Below are 21,092 nucleotides of genomic sequence, written 5' to 3'. Positions count from 1 at the left end.
TCTCCTTTTATCCTTCAAATACAAAAATAGCATCTGTGTAAAGCTTTAACACATCCTTACATAGTTTATGCGAGACAAATGCAATTCCAAAGGGAATCAGAAGCCAAGCAAGAACAATGATAACAACACTACTTCCTCCTGCTAAAGAGGCAATGGGGCCAACAGCACCTACTAAACCAAAACCAGAAGATACTGGAGTTCCTATTAGATTAAAGAGTGGGACTGTCAAAGAACTAATAGCAGCTGTAATCAGCATAGGAACTGCCATAATCGGATGTTTTAAAAAATTTGGCATCATCATCTTCATTGCACCCAAGGCAATAGCAAGTGGAACACCTGATTTATTAACCTTCAAGGTTGCCCAAACAAGAACTGCCGTTGTCGCTGCAATCCCCATAGATGCTGCACCAGCAGCCATTCCATTTAAACCAATGGCTAAACCAATGGCAACAGTGGAAATGGGACTAACAATTAAAAGAGCAAAGGCCATAGCAATCAAGATTGACATCAAAACAGGTTGCAAACTTGTAAAAGAATTAATAATTTGGCCAATTAATGTTGTGACATAAGAGACATAGGGCAATAATTTCCAACCAATATAGCCAACCCCGGTACCAATAACAATTGGTAACAAAATAATAGTTAGGGAGCCAAATTTATCCCCTAAATACTGAACAGCAAGTACCGCAAGGCTAGCAGTGATCATCATATTGATTAAGTCACCAATCCCTTTAAGCTGAAAACTTCCCACTACTGCTCCTTTTTGCATAGTTTCAGTATATAACCATGCGCCCGAACCAATATAGGCTGCCCCACCTACCGCAAGTTGCTGCATCGGATTAAACTTAAACTGTTGAGCAATTAAGAATCCAGCCATAATAGGGGTAAAATACTGAAACACCTGAACAATATGTAAAATTTCAGTGGCTATCGTGTAAACTTGTAAAGGCCTTAAAAAGGTTGCTAAAATAGCATTGGGAATTAAGGCTACAACAATGGCAATTGCTGTTCCTGCAAGCACTTTATTAATAAAAGAGCCAAAAGTTTCTTTTTCTCTGTCAGTCATCCTAGGACCTCGCTTTATTTTATAGTGTGAAAAAAATCACATTTACATTCTATATTATAGCACAGCCCCGGAAACTTGTCAGAAAAATATCTAAGGTTTCCTTATGATTGTTTTTTATAGTTTCATAGATTTTTTTATAAATCATTGATTAAGGAGGTTGAATGAACGATTCTATTATCCCTATCAGGATAGATATAATTAATAGCTTGATTAACAGCTGTAGGAGCCTCTCCAAATCCTGTTGCAATGAGTTTTACTTTTCCTGGATATTCAGCCGCATCTCCAATAGCATAAACCCCTTCTTGGCTAGTTTGGAAAAGACTATTAACATTAAGACTTGAACGTTTATGATCCAGATTCCAATTTTTTAAATTCTTATTTGAAGTTGAAAATCCAAAGCTGACAATCAGAGCATCTAAATCTAAGATCATTTCTTCATCAGATTTAACTTTTTGAATCTTTAGTTGATCTGCCTTACCATTTTCGCCTCTAATTTCAATAGGAATATAGGGCGTTAGAATATTAACTCCTGATGCTTTTAGCAGTTCAACACTATGTTCATGTGCTCTAAAAGCATCTCTTCTATGGATAATTGAGACACTCTCTGCAATACCATAAAGGGCAAGTCCCCAGTCAACAGCTGAATCACCACCACCACAAATAAGAATTTTTTTATCCTTAAATTGATCTAAGCTATGAACATTATAAAAAATGTTATTATCAGCAAAATTTTCTTCTCCTTCAAGCCCCAACATTCGAGGAGAAAAAGAGCCATTCCCACATGCAATGATAATTGCTTTACTCTCATGAATAGTCTTATTTGTTTTAATCTTAAAAAAATTATCCACTTTTTCAAAAGTCTCAACTTCTTCTTTCAAACAAATTGTCATACGATCATCAAAGCGACTAATCTGTTTGATGAGATTGTCAGTCAACTCTGCACCATTAAGGGCTGGATAGGCTGGGATGTCATAGATTACTTTTTCAGGATAAAGGATAGCTGGTTGTCCACCTAGTTCAGACAGACTCTCAATAATTTTTACTTTCATACCACGTAAGCCAGCATAAAAAGCTGCAAATAAACCAACTGGACCGCCTCCAATGATTGTAATATCAATTTCTGTACTAGTCATTTTCATTGCCTTTCTTTACATACTGATTCTTTATTTTAGTAAGTAACTTTCTTTCTTCATCAGTAAAGTGGTAATTCTCCAATAAATCTGGTCTGCGCAGATAAGTCTTTTTCAGACTCTCTTCAATTCTCCATAACCGAATATTCTCATGATGTCCACTCATCAAGACACCGGGTACAGTCATTCCTCTAAAATCATAGGGTCTTGTATATTGTGGATATTCTAATAAACCAGAAGAAAAAGAATCATCTTGATGACTTGCCTCTTTTCCAATAACATTAGGAATTAATCTAACCGTCGCATCTATCATGGTCATGGCTGCCAACTCTCCACCTGTTAAAACAAAATCACCAATAGAAATTTCATCTGTTACTAAGGTTTTTATTCGCTCATCGTAACCTTCATAATGTCCACAAATAAAAATTAACTCCTCTTCTAGGGCTAATTCTTCAGCATAAGCTTGTGTAAAAGTTTTGCCAGCTGGATCTAAAAGAATGATCCTGGCATTTTTAGCAGCAATTTTTTCAATGGTATCAAATATAGGTTGGACCCTTAAGAGCATTCCTTGACCACCACCATAAGGCTCATCATCCACATGACGGGATTTTTCAGCATTTTCTCGAAAGTTATGATAATTAATTTCTAATAAGTCTTTTTCGCAAGCCTTACCCACAATAGATGATGATAAAGGAGTAAACATCTCTGGAAAGAGTGTTAAAATATCAATCTTCATCATCTAAGCCTTCCATTATATCAACCTCAATCCTTCTATTTTCTAAATCAACATTTAAGACAACTGGTGGAATAAAAGGAAGTAATAAATCTCGCTTTCCTTGACGTTTAACCACCCAGACATCATTTGCACCAGGCTGCAAAATCTCTGTAACTTGACCAATAAGTTGATTATTTTCATAGACATCTAAACCAATAATCTCATGATAATAAAACTCATCTTCATCAAGCTCTGCTAATTTTTCCTCAGAGACCTTGAGCGTAAAGCCTTTAAATTTCTCAATATTATTAATATGGTTAAAATTCTTTAGCTTAATGATATCAAAATTCTTTTGTTTTCTATGTTTTACTATTTCTACATCTTGAAGGTAAGAATCTTTGTCATCAAATAGGGCTAAAATTGACCCTTTCTTAAAACGTTCTTCAGAAAAATCACTAACCGATAATACCCGCATTTCTCCTTGTAAACCTTGAGTGTTAACAATTTTTCCTACATTAAAATATTTCATTACTGCTCCTATAATTATGCTAAATTCTTCGTCTCTTTTACTAACTTAAAAGTTTGAAATCACTATCTATTTTAACACCTTATTAGTCTTTTTGCATCTGATTTTTACAAGAATCCTCGTAAAGATTATAAATATAGGCTTTTGAAAGTTCTAAAATGACGTCACAACTCTAGGTCTAGCAAAAAACATCTTAAAAAATTAAGATGTTTTACTTAGATAAACTCTCAACTAAGATAGCTTATCTTTTTTTAGGATAATTAAAAATAAAGATGCTATCCCCATGATAACTACACCAACTGTACTTAAGATGGAAATAGCTTGATCGCCTGCCTTGGGAAGTGACGGGCTTTTCTTATCTTCTTTGATAGATTTTTCTCCAGTTACTGGCTGAGATGGGCTTTTAGTGACATTTTCTTTTTTAGCTAAAGAACTTGCAAGCTGTACTTGTTTATCTGCTTCTTTTGTTTTATTTGTTGGATCATTTTCTTTCCTTATTTGATCTGCTTTTAGATAAGCACTAACATCACTTCCTGGTGTTAAGGCATACATTTTAATACCATTAACACTAAAGGTATAAAAAGTTCCTTCCATTAACTTATCCTTGAAAATAGCCTTCCCTGATTTATCCGTTTTAAGCTGAGCAATTTCTTGATTTAGTGAATTAGTCAAGCTGACATATTGATTTGAAATAGGTTCCCCATTTTCATCTAATACAGTAATTGTCAATGGTTTAGTAGAATAGCTGGGTAACTGGCTACCATCTTCATCAAAATAAAAGGCAGAACTTAATTGGTCTCCATTTTCACTTGTCCTTACAGTGTAGCCTTGGGCCTGTCCATCAATGAAAACACTAATATTTCTACTTAATGGTAAATCTGTAAAGATAGCTTTTCCAGAATCATCTGTTACTTTTGAACTTACTTTTTTTCGTGTTCCATCAGTAATATCATAAAGTTCAACTGATTTTCCAGAAATAAGTTTACCATTCTTTCCAATAGCTGAGGCTGTGAAGCTAAAAGTTCCTTGTTTTACTTTAGGGTTTTGAGGATTATCTGATGGGCTATTAGCATCTAAAAAGACACTCCTATCAGCTCCTGGAGTAGCTTGTCCATATTTGATACCATCAACATAATAATCATAAAAGGTGCCATCCAAAATATTTGAATTAAAATGTGCTAAACCATCCGTATTTGTCTTTATAGTTTCAATTAATCTACCATTGTCAGCTTTCAAAGAGACCGTTTTACCTGCCAGTGCTTGTCCATCTTGATCAAGAACATGAATATCAATTGCTTCTTTACTAAAAATTGGATTCTTTGTTCCTTTCCCTTGGGTCGTAAAACTTGCTGCCATGCTAGTATTAGCTTCACTGGTCCTAAGAGTATAACCTTTCATTTCTCCATCAACAGCTACACTAATACTTCTATTGATTGGAAGATTACTAAAGAGAGCTTGTCCATTTTGATCAGAAGTTACCGTTTGTAAAAGAGTACGTTTTCCCTCAGTAATATCATATAAGGAAACAGGTTTACCTGCTAAAATTTTTCCCTCACTATCTACCACTGTTGCCGTGAAAGAAAAGGTAGCCTGTGAAGGCTGAATTCCACTTTCAGCTGATAGGATATCAGCATGAACAGTTTGATTACTTAATTCTACTGCAAGATTTAAACTTGCAAGAGTAAGCAAAGTGAGAAAACCATTTACTATTTTTCTTTTTTTAGCCATATTTACTCCTATTTTTTTACTTAACCAGTTAACTATATAGATAAAAAAGTTATTCTAGTCAACTACATATCTTAGCACTATTTACTTAACCAGTCAAGTAAATAGTCAAAAAAACTAATCCAATTAAAATGAAATTGAATTAGTTTCTACAGTCTAGATAAAAATTACTTTTCATCAATAACCAGTCTTACTTTTTTTCCTTGTGTTGGAACCGAGTAAACGATCGATCTTATCGCTGTAATGGTACGACCTTTTTTTCCGATAACACGACCGATGTCTTGTGAATCCAAGTCAAGATGATACTCGAGGAAATCCGGAGTATCTTCAATTTTAATGGTAAGATTGTCAGGTTGTGAAATCAAAGGTTTCACAATGGCGATAATAAGATTTTCAATGGTATCCATAGGCTTTTCTTATTTTGAGAACTTTTGGTTATGGAATTTAGTCATAATTCCAGCTTTTGAAAGAATATTACGAACTGTATCAGATGGTTGCGCACCTTTAGACATCCAATCAAGAATACGGTCTTCTTTAAGTGTTACTTGATTTTCAGCTACAAGTGGGTTGTATGTTCCAACTGTTTCGATGAAACGACCATCACGCGGAGCACGTGAGTCTGCAACGTTAATACGGTAGAAAGGTTTTTTCTTAGATCCCATACGAGTTAAACGAATTTTTACTGCCATTTTTGAATGTCTCTTTTCTTTTTATAATATCTAGAAATATAATTCCATATTTCTTATAAAACTAGTATACAGGATTAAATTATTTCTGTCAAGTTTTTTTCTTGACACTATCTTGTTTTCACTATTAAAAAAAGTTAGTTAAGATAAGTCAACTAACTTTTTAATGTTTATTTAGCTAAGAATATTTTTTACAAATTCTCCACCATAAATCCAAAAATAACTATAAGTTATAATTGAAATAGGCCTGCAAACCATAATAATTGTCAAAAACCTTTTAAAACTCATCTGACTCAATCCTGTTATCATAATCATAATATCAGCCGGAGCCATTGGCGAAATCATGTTCAAAACAAAGAGATGTTGAAATGTTTTAGAAGACAGCTTTTTTTCATACATGTTGATTTTATTATCACTAATAAATAATTCAATAAAAGGTCTGCCAAAGGTTCTAACTAAGCTGAAAAGAATTGTTGATCCTATAATAATTCCTACAAAATTTAATAGAAAGCCTAATAAGGGACCAAAGGTTAAAAATCCTACAACAGTTGTGACTCCACCAGGAATTATGGGAATAATCACCTGGGTAATCTGCAATATAAAGAAAAGGATAGAGCCCAAAACCATATGATTTTTTATAAGCTGAGATAGAGCTTTAGGGTTATTAAAAATATCTATCTTTCCAATCAGATAAAAGACAAAAACAATAGAAAGAATAATTGAAATAATACCAACTACTCTAAAAAATTTTTTTAATTGAGAATGACTTATCCCAAACTTATTCATATCTCAAAGCCTCAATAGGATCAAGCTTACTTGCTTTATTAGCAGGCAGTAAACCAAATACAATACCAATTGTCGCAGAAAATAAGATAGCAATAACAGCCACATCTAAAGATACTACTGCTCCTTTTAGATGCATAGCATTCCCTAAAGCACCAACAACTAAATAAGAGAAAACAAGACCAATTGTACCACCTAAAACAGTTAAGACAATAGATTCAATGAGAAACTGTGTTAATATCTTAATTCTAGTAGCCCCTAAGGCCTTTCTTAGACCAATTTCACGGGTTCTTTCTGTAACAGAAACTAGCATAATATTCATGACACCAATACCACCAACCAATAAGGAAATACCTGCAATTGCTCCTATTACTGTTGTCATTATACTGAACTGTTGACCAATTTGTTTTATTATTTGGCTATTATCAGGAATAGTATACTTTCCATCTTTTACATGGGATAATTGTGTTAATTTTTTAGCGGCTTCCTTGCCTAAAGGAATACTTTCTTTAATGTCTTTAACATGGACAAAAATTGATCCTACTTCATTAACATTGAATTCTGAAGATACCTGTGTATTAGCCATGACTGCTCCACCTGAGCTTAAGGCTGAAATTGAAATATCTTGAGGATCGGGTTTATAAACCCCAACAACTAGATAATCCTTATCCTTTAAACTAACAACCTTATTCAAGGCTTCTTGATAGTTTCCTTTACCAAATAATTTATCTGATGCAGCATTATCTAATAAAACAATACGAGAAAAATTACTATAATCCTTGTCAGCTAAGGTTCGACCTGCTACAATATTATATTTTTTGATTTTAAAGTAATCACGACTTACCCCTGTTATATAAGTTTCTTTTATCTTTTTCTTTCCATAAGAAATAGCTGCTGTGGCAGAATTAGTAAAATAATAAGAATCAATACCATCTATATCCTTAACAATTTGTTCCAGCCACTCATGCTTGACGTTCATCTTATTCTCTTCAATATTGAAACTAGCATAGGGATCATCTTCATCACTTTTAGCTTTATAGTACAGCTGGACTTCTTTTTGTTTATTTGAGAAGGCATCTGTAACACTATTTTTCATGGCATTACCAAGCCCCATAATGATTACCACTGCAGAAACACCAATTATAATCCCTAGCATGGTTAGTAAAGATCTTAACTTATGCCCCCAAATTGAACTGAGAGCGAATTTCCAATTTTCCATTAAACTCCTCCCTAATCAATCCGGACACTTTCAGTAGTGTCTGCTGTAATTTCCCCATCTCTGATGACAATTTTTCTTCTTGCAAAATCGGCAATCTCTGGCTCATGGGTAACCATAATGATTGTCTTACCTTCCTTGTTTAAGTCCTGTAAGAGTTGCATGATTTGTTTGCCTGTCTTACTATCCAAAGCACCTGTAGGTTCATCAGCTAAAATAATGGATGGGTTATTAACCAAAGCCCTTGCAATAGCAACTCTTTGTTTTTGTCCACCTGAGAGTTCAGAAGGAAGATGCTTCATCCGTTTTTCTAACTCCACCTTTTCTAAATATTGTTTAGCCATAGCTTTACGCTTTGAAACTCCAACACCAGCATAAATTAATGGCAATTCAACATTTTGGATAGCATTAAGTCTTGAAAGAAGGAAAAACTGTTGAAAGACAAAGCCGATTTCCTCATTTCTTACTTGGGCAAGCTTTTTATCATTCAATTTTTCAACTTTTTGACCATTTAGGGTGTAATCTCCTTTACTAGGACGATCTAAAAGTCCAATAATATTCATCAAAGTGGATTTCCCAGAACCTGAAGGTCCCATTATAGCTAAAAAGTCTCCTTCATAAACTGTTAAATCGATTCCTTTTAAAACTTGTAAATTTTGGTCACCATTCTTATAACTTTTTACAATGTTTTTCAGTCTAATTAATTCTTCTTTTTCCTCTGCCACTACTTACTCACCTCGGATTCTTTTTTATTTCCTTTGGTATCAGTATCTGCAGACTTAACATTATCTAATTTTTTATCATTTTTAATATGTTTATCTGGATTAGAAATAACAATCTGACCAACTTTTAAACCACTGACAATTTCTTGACGTTTAGCATCTGCATTACCAAGAGTAACTTCTGTTTTGCTTACTTTTCCAGTAGAATCATCATATAGCCATACGAAATGTTTTTTTCCTTCGTTAATGACAGAATTAACAGGAACTAATTCATGTTTTGACTCATTAACAACTTCTACTGAGACAGAAAAACCTTGTTTTAATTCATTAATAGGGCTTGTAATATCAACCTTATATTCATAATTTGAGGCTGATGAAGCACCTGGCCCTGAGTGACTATCTGCAGCAGCTGCATTATTATCAGATGGATAATTAGAAATGTAAGAAATTTTTCCTTCCCATTCCTTATCAGAATAAACCTTAGATTTTATTTTAACACTTTGACCAACCTTAATATTAGCTAAGTCATATTCTGTTAAACTTCCCTTTACCTGTAATTGTCCTTCTGAAGCAACATGGACAAGTGTTTGGCTAGATTTTGAGGAAGGGTCAACATCTTTATTAACTTCAACTACTGTTCCTTCTACACCACTAACAACAACTGTATCATTTAAAGCTAATTGGGCCTTATCTACCTCAGCTTGAGCATCAGCATAACTATCATTTAAATCTTGTAATTGTTGATTATAACCTGTGCTTGCTGGGCCTGTCGCAGCAGAAGCACCTGCTCCTTCGGAAGCTGTTTCACTAGCTGGCATTGAAACACCATAGGTACGTAAATAGTTAATTTGACGACCAATTTTATTTTTATTTCTCACTGCAGTATCATAATTAGCTTGGGCAACAGTTGTATTGTATTGAACAAGTTGTTGACCTTGTCCTACCTTATCGCCTACATTAACAGTTACTGAGGCATTAGTTCCTTTGCTTTGATCAAAATAAATATATTCTTCAGACAAGGCCTTTACTGTCCCAGATAATAAGGTTGAAGAAGAAATGCTACCTTCACTTACATTTACTGCAGAATAATGATCTTTTTTTGACACATCTTTTGTTTGATTTTTAGATTGAAAATATAAAACTGTTCCAATTAAAACTACTCCCGCAATCACAAGTCCAGCAATAATGGTTTGTGTTTTTTTTGTCATTTTTCCCTTTTTCCCTCTTGGCATATTAAACTCCTATTTTGTATTATTTTTATAAGACAAGTATATGACCTTTTTAAGTAATTGTCAAGAAAATCATAACCACTTTAGTATTTATTTTAGTCTTATATTGCTTTAATTATAACAAATTATTTTCCTTCAACCCTTACATTTTTGTAATCTAAAAGCTTATTCCTAGATAAGAATAAGCTTTTGCATAGTAAAAGTAGCTTTTAAAATAAGTAGGTAAATGCTATATTTTAGGCAACTGGTAACACCTTCTTGCGTCCATTTAAGACAGCCTCAATAATTGCCATTCTGACATAAACCCCATTTTCCATCTGAGCAACTATTCTAGATTTTTCTGATTCTACTAGACAATCAGCAATCTCAACATCTCTATTGACAGGTGCTGGATGCATGATAATAGCACTATCTTTTAAGTGCTGATAAGCAGCTTGTGTTAGGCCAAATTTTTGATGATATTCTTCCTTAGAAAAGCCTGCTGTACCATTATGGCGTTCATGTTGAACCCTTAATAACATTAAAACATCTAGTTCATCAAGTATATCTTCTAACATGACATATTGTCCATACTCTTCAAATTCAGGTGAGTACCAGGATTCTGGGCCTGAAAAGTAGAGTTTAACCCCCAACCTTTTTAAAATTTGCATATTTGACTTAGCCACGCGCGAATGAGATAAATCTCCTGCAATAGCAATTTTCAAACCTTCAAAATAGCCAAATTCCTCATAAATAGTCATTAGGTCTAAGAGACATTGACTAGGATGTTGGCCTGAACCATCGCCTCCATTAACAATAGATGATTTAATGGTTGGACTTTCAATTAATTCCTTATAGTAGTCAACTTGGGGATGCCTTACAACACATATATCCACTCCAATTGCACTCATCGTAAGAATTGTGTCATACAAAGTCTCTCCTTTATTGACAGAACTTGTGTCAGCATTAAAATCAATAACTTGACATCCCAATTTCTTTTCAGCAATTTCGAATGATTTATGTGTACGAGTTGAATTTTCAAAGAAAAGGTTTGAGGTGACGTATTTTTCTTGACTATCACAATTAACTTTCCCAGATTTGAATTCTAAACCTCGTTTTATTAGACCCATAACTTCCTCGGTTGAAAGATTTTCCATGGAAAGTAGATGTGTTAAGGATACTGTGTTATTGATTACTGGCATTTCTTTTTCCTTCCAAAATTAAATAATACTAAAGTAAACTTTGTCCTTATTTTTCAGGCAATACTTGATATAAAATAATTCCTAGTAAAGTAGAGAAGGCAACTCCTGAAATTTGCAAACCATTGATTTGCAACATCAGTCCTCCAATTCCTGAAACTAGAATGACACTCGTAATTAAGAGGTTCTTCTTGTTATCCATATTAACTTTTGACTCAATAAGAATTTTAAGGCCACTCGAGGCTATGACCCCAAAGAGTGCTATGGAAATTCCCCCAATTACTGGTTCTGGAATTGAATGAATAAGAGCAGATATTTTTCCAACAAAACTTAGTAGACCTGCAATAACTGCTGCACCTGCAATAACATAGACAGAGAAGATTTTATTAAGGGCCATGACACCTATATTTTCACCATAAGAGGTTACAGGAGGTGCTCCTAAGAAACCAGCAATAATTTGAGCAAGTCCATCTCCAGTTAAGGTTTTTTCTAATCCAGGATCTTTAAAGTAGTCTCTTTTGGTTAAACTATTTAAGACCATTACATGACCAAAATGTTCTGTCATAGTAACAAATGCAATTGGAGCCATGGTTAAGATAGCACTTGGGTATAATTTAAAATTATAGGTTAAAAATGGAACAGCTACACTAGGAATATTAAGCCACTTAGCTTTGGCAACATCTGCAAATTGAATAATTTCTTCTCCTGTTACTGCTCCTACAAGTAAAGCAAATAGGTAGCCCACTAAAAGCCCTAATAAGATAGGAATGATAGCAAGAATTCCTTTTCCATAGATGTTAATGAAAATAACAGAGAGTAAGGTTACCATTCCGATTAAAAGATAGATTAGACTATATTTTCCATCTTTTAGCATTATACTACTAACAGCAGTAGTTGCTAAGCTCAAGCCAATAACCATGACAATAGGGCCCACAACAACAGGAGGTAGTATTTTGTCAATCCATTCATTCCCAATAAACTTAACTATCAGAGCTACCAGAAGATAAACCAAACCTCCAGTGACAGCACCTTGAGCAACAGCACCAATACCATCTGTTTTCATTAATAATTGCATGGCTGCAATATAAGCAAAGCTTGAACCCATGTAGGCTGGAATTTTAAATTTTGTAACAGTTAAATGCGCTAAGGTTCCAAGAGCACTAGACAGCAAAGCAACAGAAGGGTCAATACCTACCAAGATTGGAACTAAGACAGTTGCACCAAACATTGCAAATAAGTGTTGGAAAGAAAGTCCAAACAGAACTCCAAATTTGGGCATTTCTTCTACATCGTAAATGACATCTCTCATTTTATACCTCTATTTCTTAAGAAGGATCCACAAGACTAACACGATCTTGTCCATCAACCTCGATAACTTCAACAATGATTTCTTCAGAACTACTAGTTGGAATATTTTTACCAACATAATCAGCCCGAATCGGAAGCTCCCTGTGCCCTCGATCAATTAAAACTGCTAAACCAACTCTTGCTGGTCTACCAAGAGTAAAAATATTATCGATAGCTGCTCTGATTGTTCTTCCTGTATATAGAACATCATCAACTAGGATAAGATCCTTACCATTAATATCAACAGGCATGAGGGTTGTATCTTTTTCACTTTTAACATCATCCCTGTAAGGTTTTGTATCTAGCTCCCCTACTGCAATATCAAGCCCTTCCAATTGAGAAAGTCTTTCTTGGATACGTCTGGCAAGAAAAACACCTCGTGTCTTAATTCCTGCTAACACTAAATTATCAAGTTTTTTATTACGTTCAATAATTTCATAGGTAATTCGTGTGATAGCTCTCTTCATTGTCAGCTCATCAAGAATTTCTTTGGTTTTCATTTGCTCCTCCTTTAGTGTATTAAAAAAATCTCCTTGACAACAAGGAGATTCTACAAAATAATTGTAGACCAAAAAAAGTCCACATTTATAGCATAATCTTCTCCTTGCCAGCCTCACGGGACTGTTTTAAAGGAATATTAAATTTTTAACAGTATAGCAAAATATTTTTCTAAAGACAAGTATTTTCTAAAATAATTTATCCTTAAAAATATTCAAATTCCATTTTCAACTCTATTAAAAGAGTGATTTTATTTGGTATTTTTTCTTAATTTTTCTAAAGTCTCCTGAAAAATAGGAGGAACTTCAACTGTAAAAGTCATCAGCTCATTAGTCCTTGGATGGGTAAAACCTAGAGTTTGAGCATGTAAAAATTGCCCATTTCCTGCTAAAGTTTTCCTTGGACCATATAAAGGATCCCCTGCTAGAGGATGGCCAATGTAGGCCATATGTACTCTAATTTGATGGGTTCTACCCGTTTCTAATTGCAGTTCCAGAAAGGTAAAGTTATCAAAGCGTTCTAAAACTGTAAATCTAGTTACAGCTTCCTTACCTTTTGCAGTAACTGCTTGTTTTTTCCGATCCTTATCACTCCTACCTATAGGTGCCTCTATCATGCCTTTGTCTTTTGGAATATTTCCATGAACAATAGCAAGATATTTTCTCAATGACTTTTTATCTTTTAATTCAGCAGATAAGATACGATGTGCCTTATCATTTTTAGCAATCATTAGTAATCCTGAAGTATCTTTATCAATCCGATGAACAATTCCTGGTCTAATTGCTCCATTAATAGAAGATAAATCTTTGATATGAAATAGCAGAGCATTAACTAATGTCCCAGACTGATGACCCACAGAAGGATGAACAACCATCCCTTGAGCTTTATTGACCACTGCCACATCCTCATCCTCATATATCACATCAATAGGAATATCTTCAGCCTTAAAGTCAATAACTACTTCTTCAGGAATTTGATAAGTAATCACATCTCCTACTTTGACATTGTATTTAGCTTTGCTTGGAAGATTGTTGACTAAGACCTCCCCTTTTTTAATTTCATCATTAGCTTGGCCACGACTTAATTCAGTTAAGTCAGCCAGGGCCTTATCTAAGCGTATTCCAGCTTCTTTTATTATTATTTCCAATTTACTCTTCCTTCCATAGACTAATCATTAACAGTAAAACTCCTACAGACAAATAGGAATCAGCGAGATTAAAAATAGCAAAATTCATAAAATCAAGATGAATCATATCTATAACATAACCTAACCTTAAACGATCAATGAAGTTGCCAATACCACCTGATATAATTAATATCAAGGCTAGCTCTTTTCCTAAAGCTAAATTCTTTGTCTTAAAAAAATAAATGATAGCAGCTCCCACAACTAGAACTGTCATAGCTGCAAAAAACCACTGTTGATTTTGTAGAATCGAAAAGGCTGCTCCGCTATTTTGCAAATAGGTCAAACTCAAAATACCTGGTAAAAATGTTTGGACCTCTCCCAGATTCACGTGTGATATAATCCATAACTTACTCAATTGATCTAGGGCAATTAATAGTAAACTTATTACTGTTAATTTTATAATTCTCATTAATTCTCATTCTCTCTTATCATTTAAAGTATTCCTTTAACAAAGTAATAAAGGTGAGGGCAGCAGAACTTAAATTTTTATCTTTTCTTTTAACATAGACCATCTTATTTTCTATATGATCTACCAAGGGAATGACTTTAATACCATTAACACTGCTATTATCTATAAATCCTGATCCTGTAGCAAAAGCATCTGTTCGCTCCAAAATCCCATTTAAAGTAGCACGATCAGTGACATTATATACTAGACTTGTGTCATTTGTATTCACAAAATTTTCTGAGTAATAAAGGTACTCATCTTTTTCCTGAGTAAATTTAACAACAGGGTAGCCCGTTAAATCATCAATAACTAGACTTGCATTATCGGCTAAAGGATGATTTTTCCCAATATAAATATGGGTTTGAAAGGGAACTACTTCGACATATTCTAAGCTTAACTTATCTAGCCTTTGAAAGAGACCTTTCTGGTTTTGAGCATTAAGGTAAATAATCCCTATTTCGCTATTTCCCTGAGACACTTCATCTAATATTTGAATTGTAGTTGATTCAAATAAACGTAATAGTTTATGATCTTGGTATTTTTCAGAGAAACTTGTGATTAATGGTGGTAAAAAATCATAATGCTGACTAGCCACAGAAAACTCATTTTGATCTAAATCAGATTGAGAAAACTGTTTTTCGAATGAATCAAAGCATTTTACAACTTCCAAAGCCTTTTCATAAAATAAGAGCCCTTGCTTGGTCAAAACAGTACCAGTTGTAGTTCGATTAAAAATTTGAAAACCCATTTCTTCTTCTAAATCTTTAATAGAAACAGATAAGCTGGGCTGACTAACATAGAGCTTACTAGCTGCTTCCCGAAAAGTACCATTATTGGCTATAGCTACTACATATCTCAATTGTTGTATATTCATTTTGCTCTTTCCTCACTCTATTAGACCTTATTATACCATAAAGGAGGTTAAGAAAAAAATGAATCTTACTTCTATTACCTCTAAAATGTAGCTAGTTTTGTCTCCATTGAACTGATCTAATAAAGGTATCAAATCAAGTTATCATTACTTGTTCTAATTGACTTTAAATCAGAAAAACTCCCTGTAAAAACAGAGAGTTTCTTATAAATTTTTATTATTTAGCTACTGGGTATACAGATACTTGACGTTTGTCACGACCTTTGCGCTCAAAACGTACAACACCTTCAACTTTAGCAAAAAGGGTATCGTCTCCACCACGACCAACGTTCACACCTGGATAGATATGAGTACCACGTTGACGGAAAAGAATTGATCCACCTGATACAGTTTGTCCATCAGCTGCTTTAGCTCCAAGACGTTTCGCTTGTGAATCACGTCCATTTGATGTAGAACCTCCACCTTTTTTGTGGGCGAAAAGTTGCAAGTTAGCAAGATTCATTTTTAACATAATGTTGTTTTCCTCTCTTAAAATAAATTTAGATGACTTGAGTTCGAACAAATTCTGAAGAATTTTCCGATAAATTAGCCATTCCTAGAAGAAACGATTCAAACAAAAGTTGAACCTTCTCCTGATTGTCATGTGGAACTGAAACTTTCAAATATCCACCTTCAACTTGATCTAGTTTTATATCGGCTTGAGTATGAGTTAGAGCCTCTAAGGAATTAATGAAATTAATAGCCAGGGTACTAACTGATGCACAAACAATATCAAAGCCATATTCACCACTGCCAGCATGGCCTGTCACTTGCACACTATGCAAGGAACCATCTTTATGACGAGTAAAAATCGCTTTTATCATAATATAAAATTAAGCCTTGATTGAGTCGATGACAACTTTAGTATAAGGTTGACGATGACCTTGTTTACGGTGGCTACCTTTTTTAGGTTTGTATTTAAAAGTAACAACTTTTTTCTGTTTACCTTGTTTTTCAACAGTTCCAACTACAGTAGCTCCTTCAACAAGTGGAGTACCAACCACAGTTTTGTCACCACCTACAAGAACAACTTCGTTAAAAGTTACTTCTGCGCCAGCTTCAGCGTCAATTTTCTCAACGTAGATAGCTTGACCTACTTCAACTTTAACTTGTTTTCCACCAGTTTTGATGATTGCGTATGTGCTCATGATGCACCTCCTATATAGTTTTTTATGAGGTTTCCCTCTGTGAAGACTCGCCTCTCATCGTGAGATATTATCTACTTAGTTACGATGTTCGCGCGGTTGCACAGGATGTGCATATAGTCAACATTACAATTATAACACTATTTCCTTATTAAGCAAGTACTTTACTGTTTTTTTATAACTTTTATTAAAAAAGTAGCTCCCAAAAAGCGAACTACTTTTACCAATTGAGATTAACATGGTCATTCATTTCCTGATAGGCTAGATCTACTTTTTCTTGAATATCTTTATCTATTTTATCTCTGAATTTACCACCTTTTATAAAGTCCTCTAAAACTAGGGTCCGGTAATTATAAAGTTGGTAACCTTCTTTACTATATATTCCTTTTGGTTTAGCTACGACCATAGTTGGGTGAGCCTTAACTTCTTTTATAAGTGTCTTCTTTCCTCTTTTTTCAATTATCATATCCATCAAAAGACCTCGTTCTGTCCAAACATCACCTACTGTTTCATATCTTTGGTTAGAAATAAAGTTACCCATAGAATAAATAATGAATTTTTTAGTATTATCTTTTTTGATGATTTGCGCTGGTTCAACCACATGAGGGTGACCTCCAAGAATAATATCTGCTCCCCAATCAACCATAGATTGATAGAGTTCTTTTTGTTCTTTTGTAGGTTCTAAAGCATATTCTATGCCGGATTGCGGCATGACAATTGTAATATCAGCCAATTTTTCAGCTTTTTTTATTTCAGCTTCCATTTTATCTTTGTCAAAATCTGACATATGTTTCTGATAATCTTCTTCTGTAAGATTACTTTCCATCCCATTGTAACCATAAGAATACCCTAAAATAGCAATTTTTATACCATTAACCTTTTTAATTAAGAAATCTTCTTTTTGACGATTCTTTTCATAAATTCCAATACTATCAATACCAAGATTTGCAAATGTCTTTTTTGTATTGATAGCGCCAGCGAGTCCAGAATCAAGAATATGGTTATGGGCTAAATCAACAAGGTCATAACCCGCATTTTTTATAGCTCTAGCTATTTCCTTTGGGGCATTAAAAAGGGGATAACCTGCTAAAGGATATTCTGAACTAATAGTACCTTCGTAATCTCCAATGGCTAAATCTGCTTTAGAAATTCTATCTTTAACATATTCAAAGTAAGGGTTGAAATCATAGATACCATCAGCCTTTTCTGCACTAGTATAAAGAACATCATGTATGAGAATATCCCCATTAGCAACAATTCTAGCAGTTTTGACGGAAGACTTATCTAAGGTATCCTTAGCAAGGGTATCTTTTCTCTGAAAGCCAAAAAAATCATAGAGCAGTGAAAAAATAAGAATTGCAACCATAAGACTTATGACAAAAGTAATTATTTTTTTTATTATAACATCATTATTCAAAGCTAGACCCCCTTTTTTTGTTATTATACCATTTTTCAAGTTTCATTTTTAGTAGAAAAAAAGATTTCCTTACGGAAACCTTTTTAGAGAATATCATTAATCAGTTCTGAAATTGTATCCTCTTTACTATCAGGCGTAATTTCAGTAATTATCACACCCTCAACTGCTCTTTGAACAAGTCCTTCAATATCAAAGCGTTCTTCATATTTTTCCACATTGGCTAATTTAGGATTTGTTTTTGGGCGGTCTGGAGCAAAAATGGTGCAGCAATCTTCAAATGGCTGAATGGAAATATCAAAAGTATTAATTTTTTGAGCAATATCAATAATTTCTAGCTTATCCATGGTTACAACTGGTCTTATAATTGGTGTAGAAGTCACTGCATTTATAGCTTGCATGCTCTCAAGGGTTTGGCTCGCAACCTGTCCCAGACTCTCCCCATTGATAATGACTAAGGCAGCACGTTTTTCCCTTAAAGCATCTGTAATCCGCATCATAAAACGACGAGTCAGAGTCATTAAATAGGCCTCAGGAGCCTTGCTTTTTATCTCTTCTTGTATTTCAGTAAAGGGAACTTCAATAAATTGAATATTTCCTCCAAAACGTGTGAGTGCTTGCGTTAAATCTTGAGCCTTCTTTAAGGCACCAGGGCTGGTATAAGGTGGACTGGCAAAGTGGACTGCTTCTATGTCCATACCCCTTTTTAAAGACAGATAACCTGCTACAGGGGAATCAATCCCCCCTGATAACATAAGCATACCTTTTCCAGAAGTGCCTACAGGTAAGCCTCCTGCTCCTTTTATATCTTCATGTGATATATAAGCAGCCTCATCACGAATTTCAACTTTTAAGTTAATATCAGGATTCTTCATTTGGGCTTTAATCTTGGGTAATGCCTCAAAAACAGCTCCTCCCAAAGTTTGATTTAAATCTCGACTATCTAATTCAAACTGATGGTCACTGCGTTTACTTGAAATCTTAAAGCTTAAGCCATCATAATATAGGTCTGTCATTATCGTTTGAACTGCAGCAATCAGGTCAGGAACACTTTTTTCAATTTTATAGACAGGAGAGAGGGCCTGGATACCAAAAACTAACTTTAAAGACTCAAGTACCGGTTCGTAATCAGTTCCATTAAGCAAAACATGGGTCCTATCTCTATCTGAACGTACAGCGACATTAGGATAAATAGCTAGAACATCTTCTATGTTACGCTTTAATTTCGTAATAAATCGCATGCGATTTTTTCCTTTAGTTGATAATTCACCGTGGCGAACCATTATTTCTGAATATTGCATTTTATCTGACTTTCTTTGTTTTTTGATAAATTTGTTTAAATAAGGTTAAGAATTGTTCGACTTCTCCCATATCATTATCAGCACCTAAACTGATACGAACTGCGGTTTGAGCTTTCTTGAGGTCTACTCCCATGGATAAAAGCGTTCCAGCTGGTTTTCCTGCTTTAGAAGAACAGGCACTGGTCGTTGAAATATAAATGGAATGATTTTCAAAGGCATGTACAAGGACTTCTCCACGTACACCCTTAATCCCAAAAGTTAGAATATGAGGTGCAAAGCCTTCTAAATCTGAAAAAAGATATACATCTTGATAATCTTTAAGAGCATTATAGATAACTTCTTTCATTGCCCTCATTTTTTTAGTATCTTGCTCTTCATTTTCACAAGTTATCCGTAAAGCCTTAGCCATACTAGCTATAGCTGGAAGGTTTTCTGTTGTAGAGCGTTGATTATATTCTTGGCCTCCCCCATGGAGTAACGAATTAATTCTTTTCCCCCTTTTTTTATAGAGAATTCCCACGCCTCTAACAGCATGGAATTTATGACCAGAAAATGAGGCTAAATCAACTCTTTCTGTCATAAAGGATTCAAGAGGAATTTTTCCAATAGCTTGAACGGCATCAACATGGAAAGAAATACCTAATTTATCAGCTAATAAGTCTGAGATTTCTTTTATAGGCTGAACTGAACCAATTTCATTATTAAGAGCCATAATGGAGACCAAAATGGTATCTTTTCTGATTAGTTCTGCTAATTTTTTAGTATCGACAAATCCCTTTTCATTTACTGGTGCAAAGCTAAGGTCAAAGCCATTTTTTTGTAACCACTGTGCACTTTCTTTAACAGCGGGATGTTCAATATCAGAAATAATAATGTGCTTACCAAAAGAAGACTTTTCAAAAGCTGTTCCTTTAAGAGCCCAGTTGTCACTTTCAGTTCCACCTGAGGTAAAAAAAATCTCATCTTCCTGACAATTTAACAAATTCGCAATTTGCTTTCTAGACGCTTGTAAAATGCGGCTAGCATTTGTTCCTAATTGATGGAGGCTAGATGGATTTCCAAAAATTTTAGTTGCAACTTCCTGATAAGTCAATAAAGCTTGACTGTAGGGTATGGTAGTTGCAGAATTATCAAAGTATATCATTAGTTATCCTCATTTTTACTCAATACTTTATTGTAACACAAAATGCTTTAAATGAAAAAGAAGCTGGTTTTATCCCTAGTCACTAGCGCTTAGCCCTTATGAAGGAAGAAGTTTCTACGGTAAATCTTTGACTTAGATAGATTTCAAGCTTATACTATATAATGAACTTTTTAGTTAATTGCTGTAAAGTTTTCACCTATAAATAAGTAAAATTAATGAGGCCTAATAATGACATCACAATATTCTAGAAAAAATAAAACAAAAGATAGCAACAAGGCTGTCCCAACAGAACATATTAAAACTGGTTTAACGGCTCTTCAAAAAACAGTTGCTTTAGTAGGTAGTATTTTAAGTATTATTGTAGCAACCATTACTATTACTAGAGCCCTACATCCAGAAAATGGTTCCAAAAAAGAAGATTCAAATACTAAAACATCCTCAACAATTGTCAAAATCATTGAAAAAGACACTTCTTCAAATACTAATAACGATACTACAAAGGCTAGCGAAAATAGTTCCTATAATCCAGACCCTTCTAGCAAAACTAGCCAAAGTTCAGAGATCGTTAATCCTTCCACAAGTCCTTCTGATCAAAATGTCATTCCTTCAACCAGTCAAAATACTAACCCTGATAGTAGCCTACCAAATCCTTAATTACTCAAAAATAAAGAGAACAGAATCAAAGCTTACCTCAAATATAAAAAACCAACACTATAAGCATTC

Annotated in this window: 24 protein-coding genes and 1 other annotated feature; of the genes, 1 reads left to right on the top strand and 23 read right to left on the bottom strand. The window is 34.2% G+C overall.

What is annotated here, in order from left to right; genetic code table 11:
- Nucleotides 1-7: 7 nt before the first annotated feature.
- From A3GU_RS0101980 to A3GU_RS0101865, 23 genes are all read right to left on the bottom strand, one after another.
- Entirely contained in the window at nucleotides 8-1,066 is a 1,059-nt protein-coding gene (locus A3GU_RS0101980; protein WP_018365862.1) for a PTS sugar transporter subunit IIC, read from the bottom strand.
- 134 nt (nucleotides 1,067-1,200) lie between these two features.
- Entirely contained in the window at nucleotides 1,201-2,199 is a 999-nt protein-coding gene (locus A3GU_RS0101975) for an NAD(P)/FAD-dependent oxidoreductase (RefSeq protein ID WP_026216414.1), read from the bottom strand.
- Nucleotides 2,192-2,932 carry a tRNA (guanosine(37)-N1)-methyltransferase TrmD gene (gene trmD / locus A3GU_RS0101970; protein WP_026216413.1) on the bottom strand — a complete coding sequence of 247 codons (741 nt, stop codon included), beginning with the start codon at nucleotides 2,930-2,932 and terminating at the stop codon, nucleotides 2,192-2,194. The genes A3GU_RS0101975 and trmD overlap by 8 nt, the downstream gene beginning before the upstream one ends.
- A complete protein-coding gene (gene rimM, locus A3GU_RS0101965; protein WP_018365859.1) occupies nucleotides 2,922-3,440 on the bottom strand; it encodes a ribosome maturation factor RimM in 519 nt (172 codons plus the stop codon). Before rimM ends, trmD begins: the two co-directional genes overlap by 11 nt.
- Before the next feature lie 228 nt (nucleotides 3,441-3,668).
- Entirely contained in the window at nucleotides 3,669-5,165 is a 1,497-nt protein-coding gene (locus A3GU_RS0101960; RefSeq protein WP_018365858.1) for an LPXTG cell wall anchor domain-containing protein, read from the bottom strand.
- 164 nt (nucleotides 5,166-5,329) lie between these two features.
- Nucleotides 5,330-5,569 (bottom strand): KH domain-containing protein, encoded by a 240-nt coding sequence (locus A3GU_RS0101955; RefSeq protein WP_018365857.1) that lies wholly within the window; start codon nucleotides 5,567-5,569, stop codon nucleotides 5,330-5,332.
- 9 nt (nucleotides 5,570-5,578) lie between these two features.
- Nucleotides 5,579-5,851, bottom strand: a complete 273-nt coding sequence (gene rpsP, locus A3GU_RS0101950; RefSeq protein ID WP_018365856.1) for a 30S ribosomal protein S16 — start codon at nucleotides 5,849-5,851, stop codon at nucleotides 5,579-5,581.
- A gap of 171 nt (nucleotides 5,852-6,022) precedes the next feature.
- Nucleotides 6,023-6,634, bottom strand: a complete 612-nt coding sequence (locus A3GU_RS0101945) for a TVP38/TMEM64 family protein (protein ID WP_018365855.1) — start codon at nucleotides 6,632-6,634, stop codon at nucleotides 6,023-6,025.
- Nucleotides 6,627-7,850 carry an ABC transporter permease gene (locus A3GU_RS0101940; RefSeq protein WP_018365854.1) on the bottom strand — a complete coding sequence of 408 codons (1,224 nt, stop codon included), beginning with the start codon at nucleotides 7,848-7,850 and terminating at the stop codon, nucleotides 6,627-6,629. Before A3GU_RS0101940 ends, A3GU_RS0101945 begins: the two co-directional genes overlap by 8 nt.
- Nucleotides 7,851-7,861: 11 nt before the next feature.
- Complete coding sequence (locus A3GU_RS0101935; RefSeq protein WP_018365853.1) at nucleotides 7,862-8,572, bottom strand: ABC transporter ATP-binding protein; 711 nt, start codon at nucleotides 8,570-8,572, stop codon at nucleotides 7,862-7,864.
- Complete coding sequence (locus tag A3GU_RS0101930; protein WP_018365852.1) at nucleotides 8,572-9,801, bottom strand: efflux RND transporter periplasmic adaptor subunit; 1,230 nt, start codon at nucleotides 9,799-9,801, stop codon at nucleotides 8,572-8,574. Before A3GU_RS0101930 ends, A3GU_RS0101935 begins: the two co-directional genes overlap by 1 nt.
- Before the next feature lie 233 nt (nucleotides 9,802-10,034).
- Nucleotides 10,035-10,979, bottom strand: a complete 945-nt coding sequence (locus tag A3GU_RS0101925; RefSeq protein WP_018365851.1) for an aspartate carbamoyltransferase catalytic subunit — start codon at nucleotides 10,977-10,979, stop codon at nucleotides 10,035-10,037.
- Between the two features lie 46 nt (nucleotides 10,980-11,025).
- Nucleotides 11,026-12,285 carry a uracil-xanthine permease family protein gene (locus A3GU_RS0101920; protein WP_018365850.1) on the bottom strand — a complete coding sequence of 420 codons (1,260 nt, stop codon included), beginning with the start codon at nucleotides 12,283-12,285 and terminating at the stop codon, nucleotides 11,026-11,028.
- Nucleotides 12,286-12,301: 16 nt separating this feature from the next.
- Nucleotides 12,302-12,823 (bottom strand): bifunctional pyr operon transcriptional regulator/uracil phosphoribosyltransferase PyrR, encoded by a 522-nt coding sequence (pyrR, locus tag A3GU_RS0101915; protein ID WP_018365849.1) that lies wholly within the window; start codon nucleotides 12,821-12,823, stop codon nucleotides 12,302-12,304.
- Between the two features lie 248 nt (nucleotides 12,824-13,071).
- Nucleotides 13,072-13,968: an RluA family pseudouridine synthase gene (locus A3GU_RS0101910; protein ID WP_018365848.1), complete on the bottom strand. Its 897-nt coding sequence runs from the start codon at nucleotides 13,966-13,968 to the stop codon at nucleotides 13,072-13,074.
- 1 nt (nucleotide 13,969) lies between these two features.
- Nucleotides 13,970-14,416, bottom strand: a complete 447-nt coding sequence (lspA, locus tag A3GU_RS0101905) for a signal peptidase II (protein WP_018365847.1) — start codon at nucleotides 14,414-14,416, stop codon at nucleotides 13,970-13,972.
- A 19-nt stretch (nucleotides 14,417-14,435) separates the two neighbouring features.
- Nucleotides 14,436-15,329, bottom strand: a complete 894-nt coding sequence (locus tag A3GU_RS0101900; protein ID WP_018365846.1) for a LysR family transcriptional regulator — start codon at nucleotides 15,327-15,329, stop codon at nucleotides 14,436-14,438.
- 214 nt (nucleotides 15,330-15,543) lie between these two features.
- Complete coding sequence (rpmA, locus tag A3GU_RS0101895) at nucleotides 15,544-15,837, bottom strand: 50S ribosomal protein L27 (RefSeq protein WP_003082817.1); 294 nt, start codon at nucleotides 15,835-15,837, stop codon at nucleotides 15,544-15,546.
- A gap of 28 nt (nucleotides 15,838-15,865) precedes the next feature.
- Nucleotides 15,866-16,189 (bottom strand): ribosomal-processing cysteine protease Prp, encoded by a 324-nt coding sequence (locus A3GU_RS0101890; protein ID WP_018365845.1) that lies wholly within the window; start codon nucleotides 16,187-16,189, stop codon nucleotides 15,866-15,868.
- Between the two features lie 9 nt (nucleotides 16,190-16,198).
- Entirely contained in the window at nucleotides 16,199-16,513 is a 315-nt protein-coding gene (gene rplU / locus A3GU_RS0101885; RefSeq protein WP_018365844.1) for a 50S ribosomal protein L21, read from the bottom strand.
- Between the two features lie 33 nt (nucleotides 16,514-16,546).
- Nucleotides 16,547-16,621, bottom strand: a sequence feature (ribosomal protein L21 leader region).
- A gap of 109 nt (nucleotides 16,622-16,730) precedes the next feature.
- A complete protein-coding gene (locus A3GU_RS0101880; RefSeq protein ID WP_051069441.1) occupies nucleotides 16,731-17,876 on the bottom strand; it encodes a CapA family protein in 1,146 nt (381 codons plus the stop codon).
- 134 nt (nucleotides 17,877-18,010) lie between these two features.
- Nucleotides 18,011-19,225, bottom strand: coding sequence for a tRNA uracil 4-sulfurtransferase ThiI (gene thiI, locus A3GU_RS0101870; RefSeq protein ID WP_018365841.1), 1,215 nt, complete (start codon nucleotides 19,223-19,225; stop codon nucleotides 18,011-18,013).
- A gap of 1 nt (nucleotide 19,226) precedes the next feature.
- Entirely contained in the window at nucleotides 19,227-20,369 is a 1,143-nt protein-coding gene (locus A3GU_RS0101865; RefSeq protein ID WP_018365840.1) for a cysteine desulfurase family protein, read from the bottom strand.
- A gap of 228 nt (nucleotides 20,370-20,597) precedes the next feature.
- Between A3GU_RS0101865 and A3GU_RS0101860 the strand changes: the two genes are divergently transcribed.
- Nucleotides 20,598-21,023 carry a DUF6556 family protein gene (locus tag A3GU_RS0101860; protein ID WP_018365839.1) on the top strand — a complete coding sequence of 142 codons (426 nt, stop codon included), beginning with the start codon at nucleotides 20,598-20,600 and terminating at the stop codon, nucleotides 21,021-21,023.
- Nucleotides 21,024-21,092: the final 69 nt, after the last annotated feature.

This window comes from Streptococcus didelphis DSM 15616, from assembly GCF_000380005.1.
GTDB lineage: Bacteria > Bacillota > Bacilli > Lactobacillales > Streptococcaceae > Streptococcus > Streptococcus didelphis.
This window is presented reverse-complemented; position numbering and strand designations above follow the sequence as displayed.